The sequence below is a fragment of the Alteromonas sp. LOR genome, assembly GCF_000753865.1.
GTDB lineage: Bacteria > Pseudomonadota > Gammaproteobacteria > Enterobacterales > Alteromonadaceae > Alteromonas.
Window position 1 is genome coordinate 1 of the sequence record NZ_JQFW01000042.1, and the last position, 18,567, is coordinate 18,567.

14 protein-coding genes and 4 tRNA genes are annotated in these 18,567 nt (G+C 43.9%); 7 read left to right on the forward strand and 11 right to left on the reverse strand.

Going from position 1 to position 18,567, the window contains the following annotated elements:
- Positions 1-2: 2 nt before the first annotated feature.
- From JV36_RS0112910 to gltX, 3 genes are all read right to left on the reverse strand, one after another.
- Positions 3-78: transfer RNA gene (locus JV36_RS0112910), tRNA-Glu, on the reverse strand.
- A gap of 169 nt (positions 79-247) precedes the next feature.
- Positions 248-323 (reverse strand) — tRNA-Ala (locus JV36_RS0112915).
- An 85-nt stretch (positions 324-408) separates the two neighbouring features.
- On the reverse strand, positions 409-1,818 hold the full coding sequence (gene gltX / locus JV36_RS0112920; RefSeq protein WP_032096086.1) for a glutamate--tRNA ligase: 1,410 nt from the start codon (positions 1,816-1,818) through the stop codon (positions 409-411).
- 463 nt (positions 1,819-2,281) lie between these two features.
- Between gltX and JV36_RS0112930 the strand changes: the two genes are divergently transcribed.
- Positions 2,282-2,357, forward strand: a tRNA-Val gene (locus tag JV36_RS0112930).
- Between the two features lie 25 nt (positions 2,358-2,382).
- Positions 2,383-2,458, forward strand: a tRNA-Val gene (locus JV36_RS0112935).
- 15 nt (positions 2,459-2,473) lie between these two features.
- Here JV36_RS0112935 and JV36_RS19715 read toward each other — a convergent pair.
- Entirely contained in the window at positions 2,474-2,611 is a 138-nt protein-coding gene (locus JV36_RS19715; protein WP_160173358.1) for a hypothetical protein, read from the reverse strand.
- A gap of 498 nt (positions 2,612-3,109) precedes the next feature.
- On the opposite strand from JV36_RS19715, the gene JV36_RS0112940 reads away from it, so the two are divergent.
- The gene (locus JV36_RS0112940; protein ID WP_032096084.1) at positions 3,110-3,412 is read left to right on the forward strand and encodes a hypothetical protein; all 303 of its coding nucleotides are present in this window, start codon (positions 3,110-3,112) and stop codon (positions 3,410-3,412) included.
- Between the two features lie 467 nt (positions 3,413-3,879).
- Positions 3,880-5,508: a response regulator gene (locus JV36_RS0112945; protein ID WP_032096083.1), complete on the forward strand. Its 1,629-nt coding sequence runs from the start codon at positions 3,880-3,882 to the stop codon at positions 5,506-5,508.
- 193 nt (positions 5,509-5,701) lie between these two features.
- Here the strand turns inward: JV36_RS0112945 and JV36_RS0112950 are convergent, their stop codons facing one another.
- From JV36_RS0112950 to moaA, 3 genes are all read right to left on the reverse strand, one after another.
- Positions 5,702-9,949 carry a hybrid sensor histidine kinase/response regulator gene (locus JV36_RS0112950; RefSeq protein ID WP_235207842.1) on the reverse strand — a complete coding sequence of 1,416 codons (4,248 nt, stop codon included), beginning with the start codon at positions 9,947-9,949 and terminating at the stop codon, positions 5,702-5,704.
- Between the two features lie 223 nt (positions 9,950-10,172).
- Complete coding sequence (locus JV36_RS0112955; protein WP_032096082.1) at positions 10,173-10,700, reverse strand: GNAT family N-acetyltransferase; 528 nt, start codon at positions 10,698-10,700, stop codon at positions 10,173-10,175.
- A 160-nt stretch (positions 10,701-10,860) separates the two neighbouring features.
- The gene (gene moaA / locus JV36_RS0112960; protein WP_032096081.1) at positions 10,861-11,829 is read right to left on the reverse strand and encodes a GTP 3',8-cyclase MoaA; all 969 of its coding nucleotides are present in this window, start codon (positions 11,827-11,829) and stop codon (positions 10,861-10,863) included.
- A gap of 331 nt (positions 11,830-12,160) precedes the next feature.
- Between moaA and JV36_RS0112965 the strand changes: the two genes are divergently transcribed.
- From JV36_RS0112965 to JV36_RS0112975, 3 genes are all read left to right on the forward strand, one after another.
- Entirely contained in the window at positions 12,161-13,951 is a 1,791-nt protein-coding gene (locus JV36_RS0112965) for an ABCB family ABC transporter ATP-binding protein/permease (protein ID WP_032096080.1), read from the forward strand.
- A 19-nt stretch (positions 13,952-13,970) separates the two neighbouring features.
- Positions 13,971-14,186 (forward strand): DUF3820 family protein, encoded by a 216-nt coding sequence (locus tag JV36_RS0112970; RefSeq protein ID WP_032096079.1) that lies wholly within the window; start codon positions 13,971-13,973, stop codon positions 14,184-14,186.
- Between the two features lie 88 nt (positions 14,187-14,274).
- Positions 14,275-14,601: a hypothetical protein gene (locus JV36_RS0112975; protein WP_032096078.1), complete on the forward strand. Its 327-nt coding sequence runs from the start codon at positions 14,275-14,277 to the stop codon at positions 14,599-14,601.
- Between the two features lie 291 nt (positions 14,602-14,892).
- Here the strand turns inward: JV36_RS0112975 and JV36_RS0112980 are convergent, their stop codons facing one another.
- The 4 genes from JV36_RS0112980 to JV36_RS0112995 form a co-directional block, all read right to left on the reverse strand.
- Positions 14,893-16,236 carry a class II 3-deoxy-7-phosphoheptulonate synthase gene (locus JV36_RS0112980; RefSeq protein ID WP_032096077.1) on the reverse strand — a complete coding sequence of 448 codons (1,344 nt, stop codon included), beginning with the start codon at positions 16,234-16,236 and terminating at the stop codon, positions 14,893-14,895.
- 93 nt (positions 16,237-16,329) lie between these two features.
- Entirely contained in the window at positions 16,330-17,100 is a 771-nt protein-coding gene (locus JV36_RS0112985) for an ATP-binding cassette domain-containing protein (protein WP_032096076.1), read from the reverse strand.
- Complete coding sequence (locus JV36_RS0112990) at positions 17,097-18,053, reverse strand: FecCD family ABC transporter permease (protein WP_052010172.1); 957 nt, start codon at positions 18,051-18,053, stop codon at positions 17,097-17,099. Before JV36_RS0112990 ends, JV36_RS0112985 begins: the two co-directional genes overlap by 4 nt.
- Positions 18,054-18,074: 21 nt before the next feature.
- Entirely contained in the window at positions 18,075-18,557 is a 483-nt protein-coding gene (locus JV36_RS0112995; protein WP_032096075.1) for a low molecular weight protein-tyrosine-phosphatase, read from the reverse strand.
- Between the last annotated feature and the right edge of the window lie 10 nt (positions 18,558-18,567).

The following is an 18,567-nucleotide window of genomic DNA, read 5'->3' on the forward strand; positions in this document are numbered from 1 at the left end:
TATGGCGTCCCCTAGGGGATTCGAACCCCTGTTACCGCCGTGAAAGGGCGGTGTCCTAGGCCTCTAGACGAAGGGGACAATAAATCGTTTCAAACGTAGCCGTTTGAATCAGTTACACCGTAAATTTACTAAATAAACAACAATGTAATGAAATATTGTCGCAACTGATTACACTCAATCCGAGCAGTCAGTTAGCCTGTTAAGTTACACGATATTATCTTTATCGTGCTAGGCACGATGTGTAACTTGGTGGAGCCAGGCGGGATCGAACCGCCGACCTCCTGCATGCCATGCAGGCGCTCTCCCAGCTGAGCTATGGCCCCGTCGTGTCGTAGTCAATTTAATATGACTGTTCCGTGACAGCGGGGCGCATTCTAGGCATCCCCCCCTGCCATGTCAACGGTTTTTTTATGAATTTTCTCTGTTTGCTATAAAAGTAAGCGCTTTGTCGATTCTCTCACCAACTTTCTCTTTTGAGAGCAGGTTTAACGTCACGTCTAGCGAGGGTGAATTACCACTGCCTGTAGATGCTACACGTAGCGGCATGCCTACCTTTCCCATACCTACTTCAAGTTCTTCCGCTGTGGCATTTATCGCAGCTTGAATACTCGCTGGCGTCCACTCTTCAAGTGCTAATAGCTTACCTTTCACAAGCTCTAATGGTCCTCTTGCCACTGGGCGAAGATGCTTTTTCGCGGCGTTGCCGTCAAATTCATCATAATCCTGATAAAAGTACGTCGAGATCTCCGCCAGCTCTTTGAGCGTCTTCACGCGGTCGGCTTGTATAGCAATAACAGATTCAAGAGAAGGACCCGCGGCTACATCCACATTCAACTGGTCAAAATGCCATTTTGCGTGAGCTGCAACTTCACTTGCTGGCATAGACTTTATGTAGTGCTGATTCAACCAAATGAGTTTCTCTGTATTAAATGCGGAAGCAGACTGCCCTATTCCATCTAGGCTAAAGTGCTCAATCATTTCATCAAGAGTAAATACTTCTTGGTCGCCGTGTGACCAGCCCAACCTAACAAGGTAGTTCAACACCGCCTGTGGTAAAAAGCCATCATCGCGATACTGCATTACGCTAACTGCGCCATGGCGCTTTGACAATTTCTTACCATCATCGCCAAGTATCATAGATACGTGAGCGTATTCAGGAATAGGTGCGCCTAGTGCGTGAAGAATATTAATCTGACGCGGAGTATTATTGATATGGTCTTCGCCGCGTACAACGTGAGTAATACCCATATCCCAATCATCTACAACAACACAGAAGTTATAAGTAGGCGTTCCATCAGTACGCTGAATGACAAGATCGTCAAGTTCACCGTTACTGATTTCTATAGTGCCGCGCACATGGTCTTTTATCTCAACAAACCCATCTAGCGGATTTTTAAACCGGATAACGAACGGCTGCCCTTCAGGGTGATCTGTTCTGTCGCGCCATGTTCCAGGGTAGCGAGGTTTTTCACCTTTTTCTTTTTGTGCTTCGCGAATAGCATCAAGTTCTTCTGAACTCATGAAGCATTTGTACGCTTTACCTTCGTCTAGTAACTTTTGGATAAGCTCTTTGTATCGGTCAAAACGCTCTGTTTGATAAACCGGGCCTGTGTCCCAGGTTAAACCAAGCCACTGCATGCCGTCTAAGATTGCTTGTTTAGCTTCTTCAGTAGAACGTTCAATATCTGTATCTTCTATGCGAAGTACAAACTCACCGCCTTTGCTTTTTGCATAAAGCCAAGAATACAGCGCTGTGCGTGCGCCCCCAACATGAAGATACCCCGTTGGGCTAGGTGCAAATCGTGTTACAACCGACATGAATACTCTCTATAGTTAATTTAGAACTTAATTGCCTTCATTCTACCAGCGTAAGTGTTACGACAAAAGCCGCTTCATTCACTCTGCAATATTTAATACTCAGGTGACATTCAACATGCCGCTAAAACAATCATGGAATATATATGGGTGTACCGGACAGACACTCGAGGAGTTAAGCGGACAGACACTCGTATCCGTAAAGCGAGCAAAATGGACAGACACTCACCTCAGTAGAGAATGTCATTTTATAATTGTTTGCGTTGCCTCTCTATTTGAGGCTGTTAGGAGGCTCAGGAAAAAGACGTGGCAAAAAAACGGTGCGTTTTTCATCAATTTATAGAAAAAGGCGGCAAAATGTTTAATTTTCGCGCATACGGTAATTTTCTTTAATTTTATTGTTGACACAATCACGAGCAACTCTATAATACCGCCCCACTTGCCCAGGCAAGTAAACAAACAAGATGGACGCTTAGCTCAGTTGGGAGAGCATCGCCCTTACAAGGCGAGGGTCACTGGTTCAAGCCCAGTAGCGTCCACCATTCTTTTTTCGAATTCAGTTTTACCGGACGCTTAGCTCAGTTGGGAGAGCATCGCCCTTACAAGGCGAGGGTCACTGGTTCAAGCCCAGTAGCGTCCACCACTCCCCCTTTTTACTTCAAAATTTCATAAGATTCGATGGTTCAACAACTTCGTTGCGAGCCACAGCAGCGTCCACCACGTCCTCTTTTATTCCAAAAATCTTCATAAAACTCGATGGTTCAATAACTTCATTGCGAGCCACAGTAGCGTCCACCACTTCCTCTTTTTATTTCAAAATTTTCATAAGACTCGATGGTTCAATAACTTCATTACGAACCACAGCAGCGTCCACCACTTCCTCTTTTTATTTCAAAATTTTCATAAGACTCGATGGTTCAATAACTTCATTACGAGCCACAGCAGCGTCCACCACTTCCTCTTTTTATTTCAAAATTTTCATAAGACTCGATGGTTCAATAACTTCATTACGAACCACAGCAGCGTCCACCACTTCCTCTTTTTATTTCAAAATTTTCATAAGACTCGACGGTTCAATAACTTCATTACGAGCCACAGCAGCGTCCACCACTTCCTCTTTTTAGTCAAAACCCATAAAACTCGACAGTTCAACAACGTCAAAACGATTTACAGCGATACTTCTCCAACCTTTAAATAAAATCACAAAGCGATCAAGCCTCACCAATGGGTTACAGTTCAAAATGGGTGTGATACATTTAATATAGAAAGTTTACGAATAAAGGCGCTTATCAGCATGGCTGTAAAACAAGATGAAGAACTACTTTTTAAAAGTATACCTACCAAAGTAAGAGCCGCGCTGGTTGCAGGCCTTGGTGTTTACTTTTTAAACGGTTGTTCAAATGCTCAGCATCAGGCGAAAGTTGACGAGTTAAATACTGATTATTGCACTGAAGAAGTACAAAACAACTGTAGATATATCGCAGCAGGTTTTTTAACGCCCGTGCAACCAAATGACGCCTTTGAAGAACAACTAAAGCCTATACACGAAAGAGAAGAAGTTATTGAACAAGAGTTTGAAGTATTAAGGCGAAAGTGAGTGAGAAGTGGTCATTCAAATCTTCCTTTCAGTATTCTCAATTGCCGTTGATTCTAACTTTGGTAATCACATAATCATTAAAATATTCAGATAACATCCTATTTGCTATCAAAATCGCCTTTAAACCCAGCCATTAATATAACTAACTTAAACACTCAAAAACCAAGTGAAGCAGAGAATACGCTGAAGGGTGGTTAGCACTTATTGCTGCCGATCAAAAATTCTCACTGTATTTGCACATACCTTCTACAAGCTGTATCGAAGCAAAATTATTAATTAAATGCGTGGGACAATATGAGATTTTGCTAACCATTAGGTACACAAAGGTCAATTTTCGAGCATCTATGCCGATAAAAAGCTATAGTGAGGGTTATAGGGAAATCATTGTCGTTGCCCACTGTCTTTTATCGCTTATTGTAAAACGCTTTTTAATGGGTGTTTTTAAAAATTAACTATGCGGCAGGAATATGAAATATAACTTAGCCAAAGATACTAAATTACTTATTGCTGAAGATCAGGTGTTGGCCAAAAGTCATCTACACTATGCCCTTGAGCAACTTGGGTTTAGTAATATGGACTATGTAGACCGTCCTTCCACCGCAATTGCGTCGTTGCAAGAGCGCGAATACGATGCAATTATTTGCTCATACAACCTACGGTCTGATCAAGGTGGGTATTATCTCCTCGAGCAACTACAATCTCAAAACGCATTATCGTTAACTAATGCTTTTATCTTTACGAGTGCAGATACCTCCGCAGAAGTCGTTCACGCCATTATCGAACTGCAACCTGATGAGTTCATAGCGAAGCCTTTTTCAGTCAATGAGTTGGATAGACGACTTTCTCGGGTTCTCTCCAGGAAAGCAGCATTAAAGAATGTGTATCGCTGTATGGACAAGGGCGACCACGAGAAAGCCCTCTATGAGGTAGAGCAGTTTCTACTTCAGCCGGAACACGCTGAACATTTCCCGCTGGCAATGAAGATTAAGGGCGACTTATTAATTCTCAACGAACGATTCAGTGATGCATTAGCGTTTTACGACGCAATTATAAACGTACAAGATTTTAGCTGGGCAAAGTTAGGTATTGCCAACTGCCTTTTAGCACTTAAAGAATTTGATGACGCCGAAAGAGAAATTTTACAGCTGGCAATGCGTCCCGACTCTGAACTAGCGGCTTACGATTTACTCGCGAAATTAAAGATTCAGTTCGATGCTTTTGATGATGCCTTAGAGTGTACCAATCTCGCTTGCCATATTTCGCCAAGAAAAGTGTCTCGCCACCAGCAGGCCGTCAATTTAGCCCGTATAACACACAATTATGAAAATCAATTTTCTAGTGCCAAACAACTTGTGCGCTATGCCCGTGACTCCATACATGACACACCAGACATTTATCTAAACGCCGCCAGGGCCGGTGTCGACTTTGCGATGACTTCTGCACCTGAAGATATGAATAGAATTGTTAAGCAGTCTACAAGCTATTTGCAGCAGTTAAAGCAGGCTCACCCTAAGGCCTCACTTAAAGACGAGTTATATGTTTTAGATGCACGGTTACATTATTTAAAGGATGATGTGGCCAAAGCGCAATCGCTCTTATCAGACTTTCATATCGACCAAGCACAACACCACTCTACAGAAGCTCTTTTAGATAGAGCAAAAGCACTACATGAAGTGGGGCTTAAAGACGATTCACTGAAGATATTTGAAGCCCTCTCCCATCGTTTGAAAAAACATGAAGGAAGCGATGACTTGATGAGTCGCTACATTGCGCAGGAGCAAGAAGAGAAAAAGGCTATTTCGTTAAGTCCTAAAGCACTGAATAACTCTGCTGTCGCTGAGTATAAAAGAGGTAACCTTGAGCAGTCTTACTCAACATTTTCTCAAGCATTCAGAGTCATGCCTAAAAACCCTTCTATTGCCTTGAACTACTTGCAAGCCATTATACGTGCTAGAAAGTCTCGTGAGGCATTACCGGCTGACACGCGACAGGCCATCAAGTCTTGTCGGGAAACGTTGGAATCTGCGCAGCTTTCTAAAGAGCAATTATCCCGCTACGAAACCGTTAAAAGCATCTTAACGAATAACGGAAAGTAATTAGCAGTATCGCTTAATCCCTTCACGTAGGCTTGTGTGCAGAATTCAAAGCTTAAATCGATAGATGACTCGGTAACAAGGTAGCTCCGTAAAAAGGTAGCTGGGTAGCAAAGTCGCAAAGTCGCAAAGTCGCAAAGTCGCAAAGTAGAATAATGACTCGACAGTCTAGAGCCAGCAAGACACCATCGAGCATTTAGTTAGGGTTGTTAAGCCATTTTCTCAACGTAGAAATGACAACTGTATGCTCGATAGGTTTTGTCAGAAAGTCATCCATACCGGCCTGTAGGCACAGATCTCTATCGCTTTTCATCGCATTTGCAGTCATTGCAATGATAGGAACCTCTCGGTATTGCTTGCCTCCAACGCCTCTTCTTATCTGTCGGGTAGCTTCAAACCCGTCCATTTCCGGCATTTGACAGTCCATGACAACAAGTGAGTACACGCTATCGTTGCCACACTGTTGTAAAAGCTCAAGGGCCTCTTTTCCATTACTGGCCACGTCTACCTGAAAACCTTCGCTTTCCATCACGCTTGTAGCAACCATCTGATTTATCGTATTGTCTTCAACCAACAAAACCCGAGTATTACTCAAGGATAATTGCGACGGTTTTTCCCTATTTTCAAGCGTACCAGTGTCAAAAGTATCGCTTTCAAAAGTGCGCTTTTCACCATCGTCTGCTTCAACAGCAGGCGCGCTTTTCACTAAGTCTTGGGTGCCCTCGCCTTTAGGGTTATGAGAGTTATCAATTAATGAGCTATCTTCTAACACGCTCTTAAAGTCATTAGTCGATAAAGGCTTGGGGAAGCTGGCAAAAACGCCCAACGCATGATTTTGTTCAGCGCTACTGATATCTTTTAGCGAGGTCATTGTTACAACGTGAATATCACGAAAACGTTCATCATCTCGCAGTGAAGTGCAGAACGTATCAAAAGGCATATCAGGTATGTCTTTATCAATAAATATTGTAGTAATTGGCTTTACACTATTAACAGTATTTTCGCACTGTTCAAGGGCACTTCTAGCTGAATTGGCCACTGATGTAGTGATACCCCACACCGTAAATTGTCTTTCAAGCGCTTTTCTATTGGCCTTATTATCGTCTACAACAAGGCAGTGAAAATTAGTGCTGGTTTTACGTGGCGATATAGGTTGAGCGTCGTTTACTTTATTAACTTCACAAGTAACTACAAAGCAACTCCCCTCACCTAGCTCACTGGTTACCGTAATTTCACCACCTAATAATTCACACAACTTTTTAGTAATCGTTAACCCAAGTCCAGTACCACCATAACGACGTGTGGTAGATGCATCAACCTGGGTAAATGCATCAAAAAGACTTGCTAACTTGCGTTTCTCTATGCCAATACCCGTATCGCTTATTGCACAGCGCATAACTAACTTCCCTTCCTCTTCTGCAGGAAGTAGTTCTGCCACAATGCTTAATTCACCTTGCTGCGTAAACTTAACCGCATTACTCAGTAAGTTAGTGAAAATTTGTTTTATACGGTTTGGGTCTGAATTAACTTTTGAGGTAGTTACTTGGGCCAGATCGACAACAACTTCTAGTCCCTTTTCTTGCGCGGTGTGGGCTATTGAATAAGCAAGTTCTTCAATTAAACCGCGTAAATCAAAGTCCACCGATTCGATTTCAAGCTTGTCAGCTTCAATCTTAGAAAAGTCTAAAATATCGTTAATCAGCACCAACAAAGACTTGGCGCTTGAATTCGCAATGTTAACCCGGTGTGCCTGCTGCGTATTTAAGCCACTGTTTTTAAGTAGCCCCAGCATGCCTATTACACCGTTAATTGGCGTTCTGATTTCATGGCTCATATTGGCGAGAAATTCAGATTTAAGCTTCGTTGCCTCTTCTGCTTCTTTTAACGCCGCTTTAAGTTGGTGTGCTTGCCCCTCAAGCGAAGCAGTTTTCTCAGAAACCTGTTGCTCTAACGCCTGCACAAAACGCTTCTGCTTAAGAATTTCGGTTTGGTGAAGCCTGGTGCGTAAATAAATAACTAACAACACTAAGCCCACTAACAGCAAGCAATAAAAAGCATAGGCCCACCATGTTTTCCATGGCACTTTCTCTACATGTAAATTAACCGCGAGCTGTTCCTCACTCCACTGACCGTTTGGCTTTAAGACCTTTACTCTAAGCGTATAGTCGCCCCCATTTAAATTAGTGAATGACACATTATTGTAGCTGCCAATATCTATCCATTGCTCTTCGTAGCCTTCAAGTTTGTAAGCAAAATGAGGTTTCGTTTGTGATGAGTAATCAAGCAGAGCAAATTCAAAAGAGAAAAAGTAATCTTCGTACGACAGATAAACGTCAGTGAGATACGAAAGCGGTGTATTCGTTTCCGCCTTCTCACCCATAATATTAAACCCGGTTAAGACAATGCCTGCATCGAGTAACTGCTGCTGTTCTTCTTCATCAGAAAAATACTCGATACCCCGTTGGCTGCTGGTAAACAAGGTACCTTGAGCAGAATTAACTAAACTGTTGGCATAGTAATTTTTCCCTGTTGGGGTTGTGCTGCGAGTATAGTTGCTGGCGCTTTGCTGATAAGGATCGTATAAAAAGATGCCCTTATTAGTGGTAAGCCAAAGTTTGCCATCTTCCCCGTTTGCCATGGCGCGAATGAGGGTTGCGGGCAGCCCTTCTTGCTCACTAAACTGTTTAAAGCTTTGCGTGTCAGGCAGGTAACGATTTAATCCCTTTTGGGTTGCAACCCATATATCGCCATTGGTGCTTTGATGAATATCTTCCACAATACTACCAAGCAAAGTTTCGTCTTGCTTGGCGGTGTTAAATACGTCGAAATGCTTGCCGCTTTTCTGCCATCGACTAACGCCTTTGCCTGTTCCCACCCACATGTTGCCATTGCGCTCTTTGAAAATAGTGTGGATTTCAGGATGAGGAAGACCATCTTGTTGGGTTAAGTGCTTAAACGTTTTGTCTCGAACGTTATAAATATAAACACCGTTTTTATAAGTGCCTACCCATAGGTTTCCCTCATCGTCTACCTCAAGGGCTCTAAACTCGCGAAAATGTCGAAATTCGCTGTCGTCTTTTGGGTATTCAATTCGCTGTATCTCGCCAGTGATTATGTTAAGTCTTGCCAAGTAGTCATCTTGGGCTACCCAAAGCATATTACCACCCACAAGGCCTTCAATAGGGGCTGCGTCAGGGGCTTCAACAGGAGCTTTTACAGGAACGATGATGGGGCGCTCGAGCACGCCGCTTTGTGCATAATCATCAAAGCCAGCGAAGACTGACTTTGACACCGGCACGAGCTGCTGCGCGTTCACCTGCCATTTAAAAATTTCGGCGTTTGCATTTACTATGAGCACATCGCCATTTTCATCAAGCTCAATACCGTTTGGCGCAACTAACGACTCGCTGTTGATCAGTTTCACGTTTCGACGGGGCGACAGCTTAAAAATGCCGTGCACTTCGCTAGTTATCCATTTTGTGTGAGTTTTATCTTCAAAAATGATTCTCAGGCCGTTGTCATAGCCAAAATCCATTTTCTCTACCGTATTTTCGCTACCCGTATGGCTATACAAACCATTGGTTGAAACAAACCACACATCGCCCTGATGATCTTCAATCATCGAGTTAACCTGCCCCAACGACCTCCCATCTTTTGTAAGCTGCGCAGTAAAGCGGCCTGTTTGGGGTGAAAACAGAAAAGGGCCTTCCTGGGTAGCAACATAAAATTGTCCAGAGCGTGTGAGTAGCAAACTTCGGATTTCGTTGGCGCCTGTGGCAGTTTTATTGTTTTCATCAGGGAAATAGTGTGTGGCAGTAAGCGTGGTTTTATTAAGTAAATTCAAGCCATAGCTTGTTGCTACCCAAAGGGATTCTTCATCGTTATCGATGATGTCCCAAATACGATTATGCGATAAGCCGGTGCTCTTTCCCTCTTCCTCTCCCTCTTCTTTAAGAATCCGCTGAAACGCATTATTACCAAGGTACTTATTGAGCCCTCTGTTGTAGGTTCCCAGCCAGATAGTGCCGGTACTGTCATGAAACAGAGATTGAATGCGATTTGAAGAAAGCGACGATACATTGTTAGGATCATTGATAAATCGTTGAAAAGTTCCTGTTGCTGGGTCGTATTTATTTGCTCCTCCTCCCCAGGTACCTACCCAGATATTGCCATCCTTATCGAGCATAAGGTTACCGGCATCATTGTGTGATAGGCCTTGTGTTACCTTTTTGTTTGATTCAAACAGTCTGACTTTATTGCCGTCATAGCGCATAACGCCATTTTCGGCTGTGCCAAACCACAAAAAGCCCTGCTGGTCTTGAATGATGGAGTAAATTTCGGAGGATACGAAACCGTCGCTGGCTGTAAGCTGGTCGACGGTGTATTCATTGATTAGCTTATCCGAGCCTGATGAGTGCCCCTTGGACACACAAAGAAAAAACACGAATATTGCTGTAAAAGCCCGCAAGAGAAAAGCTTGATGGGTCGTCATTTTTCGCAAATGTACGCTCTCTTTATTTGGCACGCGAGCTGAATTTCTAATGCTAAAACAATAATCTATTTTGCTCCCGCTTTCTATGCGACCAAAGGTGCATTTCCTATTTGTATATACAGTGCGAATGACACGAGCCGTTGTAACGAGCAGCAATAGGGCGTATTGATCTTTACTAGGTGGTATATACCACTACCAATTCTTGAAAGACGCTGTCTTTGTACTCAAGTTCGTGGCTATAGGACATGCCTAGCTTTTTCATAATATTGATAGACGCAGTGTTGTCTGGATTGGCGATGGCAGAAAACTTATCGATCCCGAGGTCATATAAATTTTCCTTTATGGCATTTGCAGCCTCCGTGGCGAAACCCTTACCCCAGCTACTTCGTTTGAAACGCCAGCCTAATTCTATATTGTCGCTTTCAGGCGCGTTAGTGAAGAAACCGAAAGGCCTTACTAAAATCCAGCCGATGCTTTCCTTGTTATCTTGCCTTTCAACACGCCACAACCCCCAACCAAAAGCAGGGTTAGAATACGCTTGAAATCGAGGAACAAAAATATTTTGAATGTCATCTTTAGAAGATTTTTTACCACCGTTGATAAACTTCATAACCAATTCATCTTGGTCTAATTCCCACAGAAAATCAGCATCTGCTTCGGTTATGTAGTGGTAGGAAAGACGTGCACTATCCCTGATTTGCATATAAATCCTTTTCTCTTATTATTTTTTTCGAATATATCTTATTTTTGTCATTATCCAAATAAATTTTTATGCACAATGTAGATTGTTTTCTTTTTAACCGCGCTAGGTTGATCCATCTCAATTATCCCCCACCTTTCGAACAAGAACTCACTGAATAAATCTATCCACCCAACATAGCTAAGTGTTTAGTGGCACCGGTTTTCCCTTCATGCAAATAATGAGTTGCATGTTTTGTTCCTAAAGCATGTTTCAAAAATGTCACTACCTCCTGCACATCTCCTTTAGCCAGTAGGTCGCGCATATCAATACCATTTTCACTGAATAAACACAGATGAAGCTTACCTGGAGCAGATACACGCAGTCTGTTACACGTTTTACAAAAATCCTTGCTGTAAGGCATGATTAGCCCTATTTTGCCTGTGTAGTCGGGGTGATAAAACTCTTGTGCAGGGCCCGCGTCTTTTCTCGGAACAATTGGCTGCCAGCCCATATTTTCAAGGGTTGTTTTTAAGGGTGAGCCACTTTGGTGCTGTTTGCTGAAAAATTGAGAAAGCTCCCCTGTTTCCATTAGTTCAATAAAGCGAAGAGTAATCGGCATATCTTTAAGCCATGATAAGAATCGCTGTAGTCGACTGTCTGAAAAATCATTAAGTAATACTGAATTTACTTTTACTTCTAATTCTGCAGCGACCGCGGCATCCAACCCTCTCAATACCGACTGCAGTTTGTCTTGGCCAGTAATAGCAGCAAACTGCCTAGGGTCGAGGCTGTCTATGCTTACGTTAACCTGATCAAGACCCGCTTGTTTCCACTGAGATGCGTATTTTTCCATACGCGCGCCATGAGTTGTCATAGCGACTCTTTCTATGCCTGGCGTATTTGCGGTGAGTTGAAGAATATCAATGAAGTCACGCCTTAAGGTGGGCTCTCCGCCAGTGAGACGTACCTTTGAAGTGCCCAAGCTAGCGAAAGCTTGCAATAAAGTGTCAATTTCAGATAGTGACATAAACTGATCGCTCGAAGGGCCATCATAGCCATCGGGCAAACAATACTGACAACGGAAGTTACATGCTTCGGTTACCGATAAACGTAAATAATGAAACTGTCTTCCGAAACTATCTTCTAGCAAACTAACTCCTACTGCTTTTATTGCATCTTTACCAACAACCTATTCTGGCAAGATACAACGATGAAAAAAATTACACCAACGTGTATTGCTATATCTTATTCGCCAATTGGCTTCTTATGTACTCTCCACTGTCGTTACTTTACACTACCGGCAGCGTATATAAATAGTGTAGCGCTTTTCTTTACGTTAAATGAGACCGACATAATCTTAGAATCATTTCATTTCGTACTATTAAGCTACGTATTATTAAGTCACTAAATCGCCTTTGTAGCATGTGTTTTGATGTTATTGGCTTACATAGAAGCAAATTTGGACGTTCCTGCAGTATAAAATGAGAAAAAATCGCTTACCTATTAATGATAATGAGCCTGTAAAATGGCAAGTACTGTCCCAACTCGTCCCCTATCTTTTTGAATTTAAACAACGCGTGGGACTGGCCATTCTTTGCTTAGTGGCCGCAAAGCTTGCCAGCATAGGCCTGCCTTACGTATTGAAATACACCGTAGACAGTCTCAATGGCGATCTTACCACCCTTGCCGTGGCCGTTCCCATCAGCTTAATTGTGGCCTATGGGGTACTTAGGCTGCTCAATGTTTTGCTAGGAGAAGTGCGCGATACCTTATTTGGTAGAGTCACTGAACGCGCGATGCGACGCGTGGGCCTTAAGGTATTTAAACACCTTCACAATTTAGACTTGGGTTTTCATTTAAACCGCAGAACAGGTGGACTGTCTAGAGATATAGAGAGGGGTACAAGCGGCATTAGTTTCTTAATGCGTTTTATGGTGTTTAACATAGTACCAACGCTTTTGGAAATAAGCCTTGTTGTGGGCCTTCTTCTGTTTCAATTCGGTATCTCTTTTGCCCTGATTATCGTTATTAGTGTTGTGATTTACGTGGGCTTTTCCAAGAAAGCTACCGATTGGCGAACCCAATTTGTGAAACAAATGAACGAAGCCGACTCCACCACAAATTCGCGGGCGGTAGATAGTCTACTGAACTTTGAAACCGTGAAATATTTTAATAATGAGCGCTTCGAAGCCAATCGCTACGATGAAGATTTAGCGGCATGGGAAATAGCCCGTCGACGAAATAGACTATCGCTTTTTACCCTTAATGCTGGGCAAGCGAGTATTATCGCCATTGCCATGACCGCGATGATGGCCAATGCGGCGCTAGGCGTGTTAAACGAGGAAATGACCATTGGTGATTTTGTCCTGATTAACGCGTTTACCATGCAAATTTTTATGCCCCTTAACTTCCTTGGCTTTGTGTACAGAGAGATTCGGGGCAGCCTTGCCAATATTGACAAGCTGTTTAGTTTGCTGGCGCAAGTTCCTCAAATTAAAGATGCTGAGAATGCTGAGACATTAAAGACAACTAACCCTACCGTCAGCTTCAAAGACGTGCACTTTTCCTACGGCGAAAAACGCAAGATACTCAACGGCATCACTTTTACTGTGCCTGCCGGTAAAAAGATTGCAGTGGTTGGTGCAAGTGGTGCTGGTAAGTCGACTATTATGAAATTACTGTTTCGCTTTTATGAGCCTAATGAAGGTCAAATATTCATAGACGGCAAAGAGATAAAGCAGCTCTCACAGGATAGTCTTCGTGCTCACATTGGCATAGTGCCCCAAGACACTGTGCTTTTTAATACGTCGTTAAAAGAGAATATTCGCTACGGCAACCCCAAAGCTACTGATGACGAAATTAGCCTGGTGATTAAACTTGCCCATCTTGAAGCTTTTATCGAGAAGTTGCCAGACGGACTCGAGACAACCGTTGGCGAGAGAGGCTTAAAACTCTCTGGTGGCGAGAAACAGCGTGTGGCCATTGCTAGAGCCTTGCTTAAAGGTGCGTCTATTATGATTTTCGATGAAGCAACAAGCTCCTTAGACAGTGCCTCTGAAAAGGCTATTCTATCAGCCTTGCGCGATGCCGCTAAAGGTCATACTAGCCTTGTTATTGCCCATCGATTATCCACTATTGTTGATGCCGATGAGATATTAGTGGTTAACGAGGGAGCCATTGTGGAGCAAGGCACGCACGATGACCTGCTCGCTAAAGACGGCGAATATGCCTCATTGTGGCAAACGCAACAGCGTAACAAACTCGAGCCTTAACAACTGGACTTGAAAATACATGGATTCGGAAAGTATAAAAGAAGCAATAAACCAAACCATGCCGTTCGGTAAATACGCGGGAAGACGATTGTTTCATCTCCCCGAAACGTACTTGGTTTGGTTTAACAAGCAAGGGTTCCCTAGCGGTAAATTGGGACAGCAACTTGCTCTAATGTACGAAATTAAATTGAATGGTCTTGAATCTGTTGTCGAGCCTCTTCTTTATGATGATTAAGGCATTTACACACAGCTTTTATATAAGGCTTATATCCAAAGAGTCCATACCACGCCCTATGAATAAACGAGCACGATGAACAAACACTATGTCCGTAAGACCCCGTAAACAGAGGCGAGGTGAAGTCAACGCCCGCATTTTAAAAATACACGAGGCCATGGCAACAAAGGTACTCAATAACCCTGACTTACTTGATGGCGTACGCGAAACCTTAGAGCAGCGCTACAACAATAGGCTCATGCGTTATGGCAGTTATATGCTGTGGAGCAGTATTTTAGAAACCGTCAACGACCCTGAGCTATTTAAGTCTTTACTGCTTGCTGATGACGAGCGCACGGCAAACCTGAGAAGAGAAACCATATTTACAGGCGTGTTAAGCGAGGAAGAACGCCAGCATGTGCTGACAAGCGAATAGCATAGCGCTTATACCAGTCCGCATAGATATAACCCACTCAGCGAGATTTAAGATATTTGTAATCGCGACGTGTTACCGCAGGTGCATTGGTTTTACATCAAGGTGACACAACAAAGCGTACGGACATTTTAAACTCGCCCTTCGGGAAGGTCTGGCAAGCTATACAAGAAAGTAAAACTAAAAAAAGCGCTCGTATTACATCTGAATGTAAATATGAGCGCCTTTTTTGATTTGCGGCATAGCTTTAACCACTAGCTTAAACTTTATAAGCCATGATTTTAACGTTGAAGCTTAAGCGTTGCGCAAATGATCAGCCACTAAAAACGCCATTTCCAACACCTGATCCGCATTTAAGCGAGGGTCGCATTGGGTTTTATACGCTTGGGCTAAGTCTTCGTCACTTATCTCGTAAGCGCCGCCCGTGCATTCTGTTACATGCTGACCCGTCATTTCTAAATGAATACCACCAGCATGAGTACCTTCTGCTTCATGCGCTTGGAAAAACTGCTTAATTTCGCGCAATATGGCGTCGAAATTACGAGTCTTGTAGCCAGAAGACGCAGAGAACGTATTGCCGTGCATGGGGTCTGAACTCCATACAACATGACGACCTTCATTTTTCACTCTGCGCAATAGGCGCGGAAGGTTATCGGCAAGGTTGTCAGCTCCCATTCGCGTTATCAGTGTTAAACGACCCGGATCGTTTAACGGGTTTAATGTATCGATGAGACGAATTAGTTCGTCTTCTTCCATACTTGGCCCTACTTTTACCCCAATAGGATTGTGAATGCCGCGGAAAAATTCAATGTGCGCATGGTCAAGCTGGCGCGTTCTTTCACCTATCCATACCATGTGCGCCGAGCAATCGTAAGGCTTTCCAGTTAGCGTGTCAGTGCGAGTCAGCGCTTGCTCATAGTTAAGCAGCAGCGCCTCGTGAGACGTAAACAGCGAGGTTTCATGCAGCGTAGAACTTGAATTAGCATTAATTCCAATAACGTCCATAAACTCTAAGGAATCTTGGATACGCGTGGCCATATCAGAATAGCGCTCTTTCAGCGGACTATTTTCAACAAATGCCATATTCCAGCGATTTACCTCGTGAAGGTCTGCTAAACCGCCCTGTGCAAAAGCACGCAACAAATTCAATGTAGAAGAACTGCGATGATACGCCTCTAGCAAACGGTTAGGATCTGGACGACGAGCCGCTTCAGTAAACTCAAAATTGTTGATGATGTCACCGCGATAGCTTGGCAGTGTGATGCCGTCTCGCGTTTCAAAATTTGAAGAGCGAGGCTTAGCATATTGGCCGGCCATGCGAGCAACTTTGGTTACTGGGCAACGCCCCGCAAATGTAAGCACTATCGCCATTTGCAAAAGCACTTTAAACGTATCGCGAATTTTAGGTGCGTTGAATTCGTCAAACGACTCCGCGCAATCCCCGCCCTGTAATAAAAACCCTTTTCCTAGGCTCACTTCGCCAAGCTGACGTCGAAGCTCTCTGGCCTCAGCAGCGAACACTAATGGAGGATAAGTACTAAGAGTCTGTTCAACATTGCTTAACAAGGCACTGTCTTCATATTCTGGCTGCTGCAGTATAGGTTTCTGCCTCCAGCTATCTACTTTCCATTCACTCACCGGTACTCTCCTGAAAATACGTCAGCGTAAAACTATGCATATAGGAGCATGCTTACGGACGCTAAAAAATAATCTGTGTATATTTTAACATACTTATGGGAGGGTGATAGGCGCGCAAACTTGAATTTCTAGAAAGTTTTTCTTCTTGCTTATTAGAAAATGACACTCAAATACGTGCTCTAAATTATGTTGAGTCGCCACTGAATGCGGCGCACCGCTAGCAACAACATGCCCCTTATTCATAAGCCACAGCGACGTGCTGTAGTTAGCACTTAAAGCAATATCATGAGAGCTCATAATAATAGTGTTGCCTTTAGCGCATAGCGCTTGGGCCAGTGTAGCAACAGCGTATTGATGTCGAATGTCTAGCCCTTGCAGGGGTTCATCGAGAATAGCAATGCCTTCCCCGACTTCCAGTTGAGGCCAAATTTGTAGCAGTGCCCGACAAATCTCTACTCGCTGCCGCTCCCCTCCAGAGAGATGCGTAAGGGGCTTGTCGAGAAATAACTCGACTTCAAGCGCACGTTCCAGCATAACCGGAATAAGAAGATTATCGCGATGACTGTGAGCATAAAACGATAAGTACTCACCCACACGTAAGGCAAAGTTCGACTCCAGCTGTTGCGACAACATGGTTCTCAGAGACGCTAACTCAGCAAGTGACCAAGCGCCTAGTGCTTTATCGCATAGCACCACTTCCCCTTGCTCTGGAGTAATAAGACCGGCTATAACCGCCATCAACGAACTTTTTCCCGCACCGTTGGGGCCAAGAAGGTGTATGCACTCCCCTTTTACAGCATGCAGGGAACCAACATGTAAGCGGTTGGTGAGACTAATATTGGTTAAATGAAGCACCGTACTCATCGAAGCTGACCTTTTAACAACGCCCATATAAGCAGCGGCCCGCCAAGGGTAGCGGTGATCATCGACACGGGCAGAGTGATTGCTCTTGTAAGCTCTGAGCACAGTGCAACAAGCAGCAGCAGGGTTGCCCCGGCTAAAGCGCACAGTGGCAGAAGAAACTTATTATTGTGTCCAATCAGTAAACGAAGAATGTGTGGTATTAACAGCCCAACAAAGGCAATAGAGCCCGCCATCGACACGGCGGCTCCAACGGCTATGGCGCAGGCGATTAAACTTCGCTCTGTGAGCTGATGCACATCTACACCACTGCTTGTCGCCGCTACATCACCTGCATATAGCCTGTTGTAACTGCCTGCACTAGCGAACTGGTACCACAGAGCTGCAATAATTAGTGGGCCACCCACAAGCAATATTGGCCAGCTGGTTTGATATAAACTGCCCATTAACCAGAAGGTAAGATTTCTAAGTGAATTGGCATCGCTAAATAAATAAAGCCAGGCAATAATTGCCCCGCTTAAGGTTGAAATAGCAATACCTGATAAGATAACCGCAGTAGAAGACCCAAGTAGTTTTCTGGCGAGTTTATAGATAGTGAAGGTGGTTGCCAGTGCCCCGATAAAACACCCTAATGGTAGTAGATAGTGAAGATATGCTTGGGCCCATTGTGGCGTTATGAGCAAAAGCAAAGCCGCCACAAGGCTAGCGCCACTTGTAATACCGACAATCCCTGGATCGGCTAGTGGATTTCTAAGTACGACCTGCAAGGTCGCTCCGCTCACCGATAACGCAGCTCCCACCAAGGTGGCAGTCAGCACAAGAGGCAGCTGCAGTTGATATAAAATATGCAGCTTAAGCGCGTTCGGTGAATCTGAAAACGCCACGACAGCGAGCACACTCGCTAACGCAACACCAAATAATGATGCAACTGCAATAACCGTTGCTTTAGGATTTATCAACGTGTGCTGGCCTTGTTATTACACTGCGTTACTGGAGGCGTTTTTTATGTGTGTAATTAAGCCGTCAGAGGCCGACTCAATGAGGTCGAGCACTAACTCAAACCCTCGTTTGCCACCGTAATAGGGATCCGGCACTTCTTTTTCATCTTCATCGCAAAAATCGAGAAACAGACTTACTTTCTCGTGATATTGAGCAGGACACATGCCGTGTAAGTTACCCAGGTTGCTCTCGTCCATCGCCAATATATAATCAAATTTTTCAAAGTCACTTTCGTGGACTCGACGACACTTCAACCCTTTAAAACTGTAACCTCGCTCTACACCCGCCGCCTGAGAACGCTTATCCGGTGGGTTGCCGATATGATAGCCATGGGTGCCTGCAGAATCGATGAAGAGATCTAATCCCGCTTCTGCCGCTTTATGCTTAAAAACTGCTTCTGCTGTAGGAGAACGACAAATATTCCCTAAACAGACAAATAAAACCGATGTGGATTGCTTCATTTACGTTCCT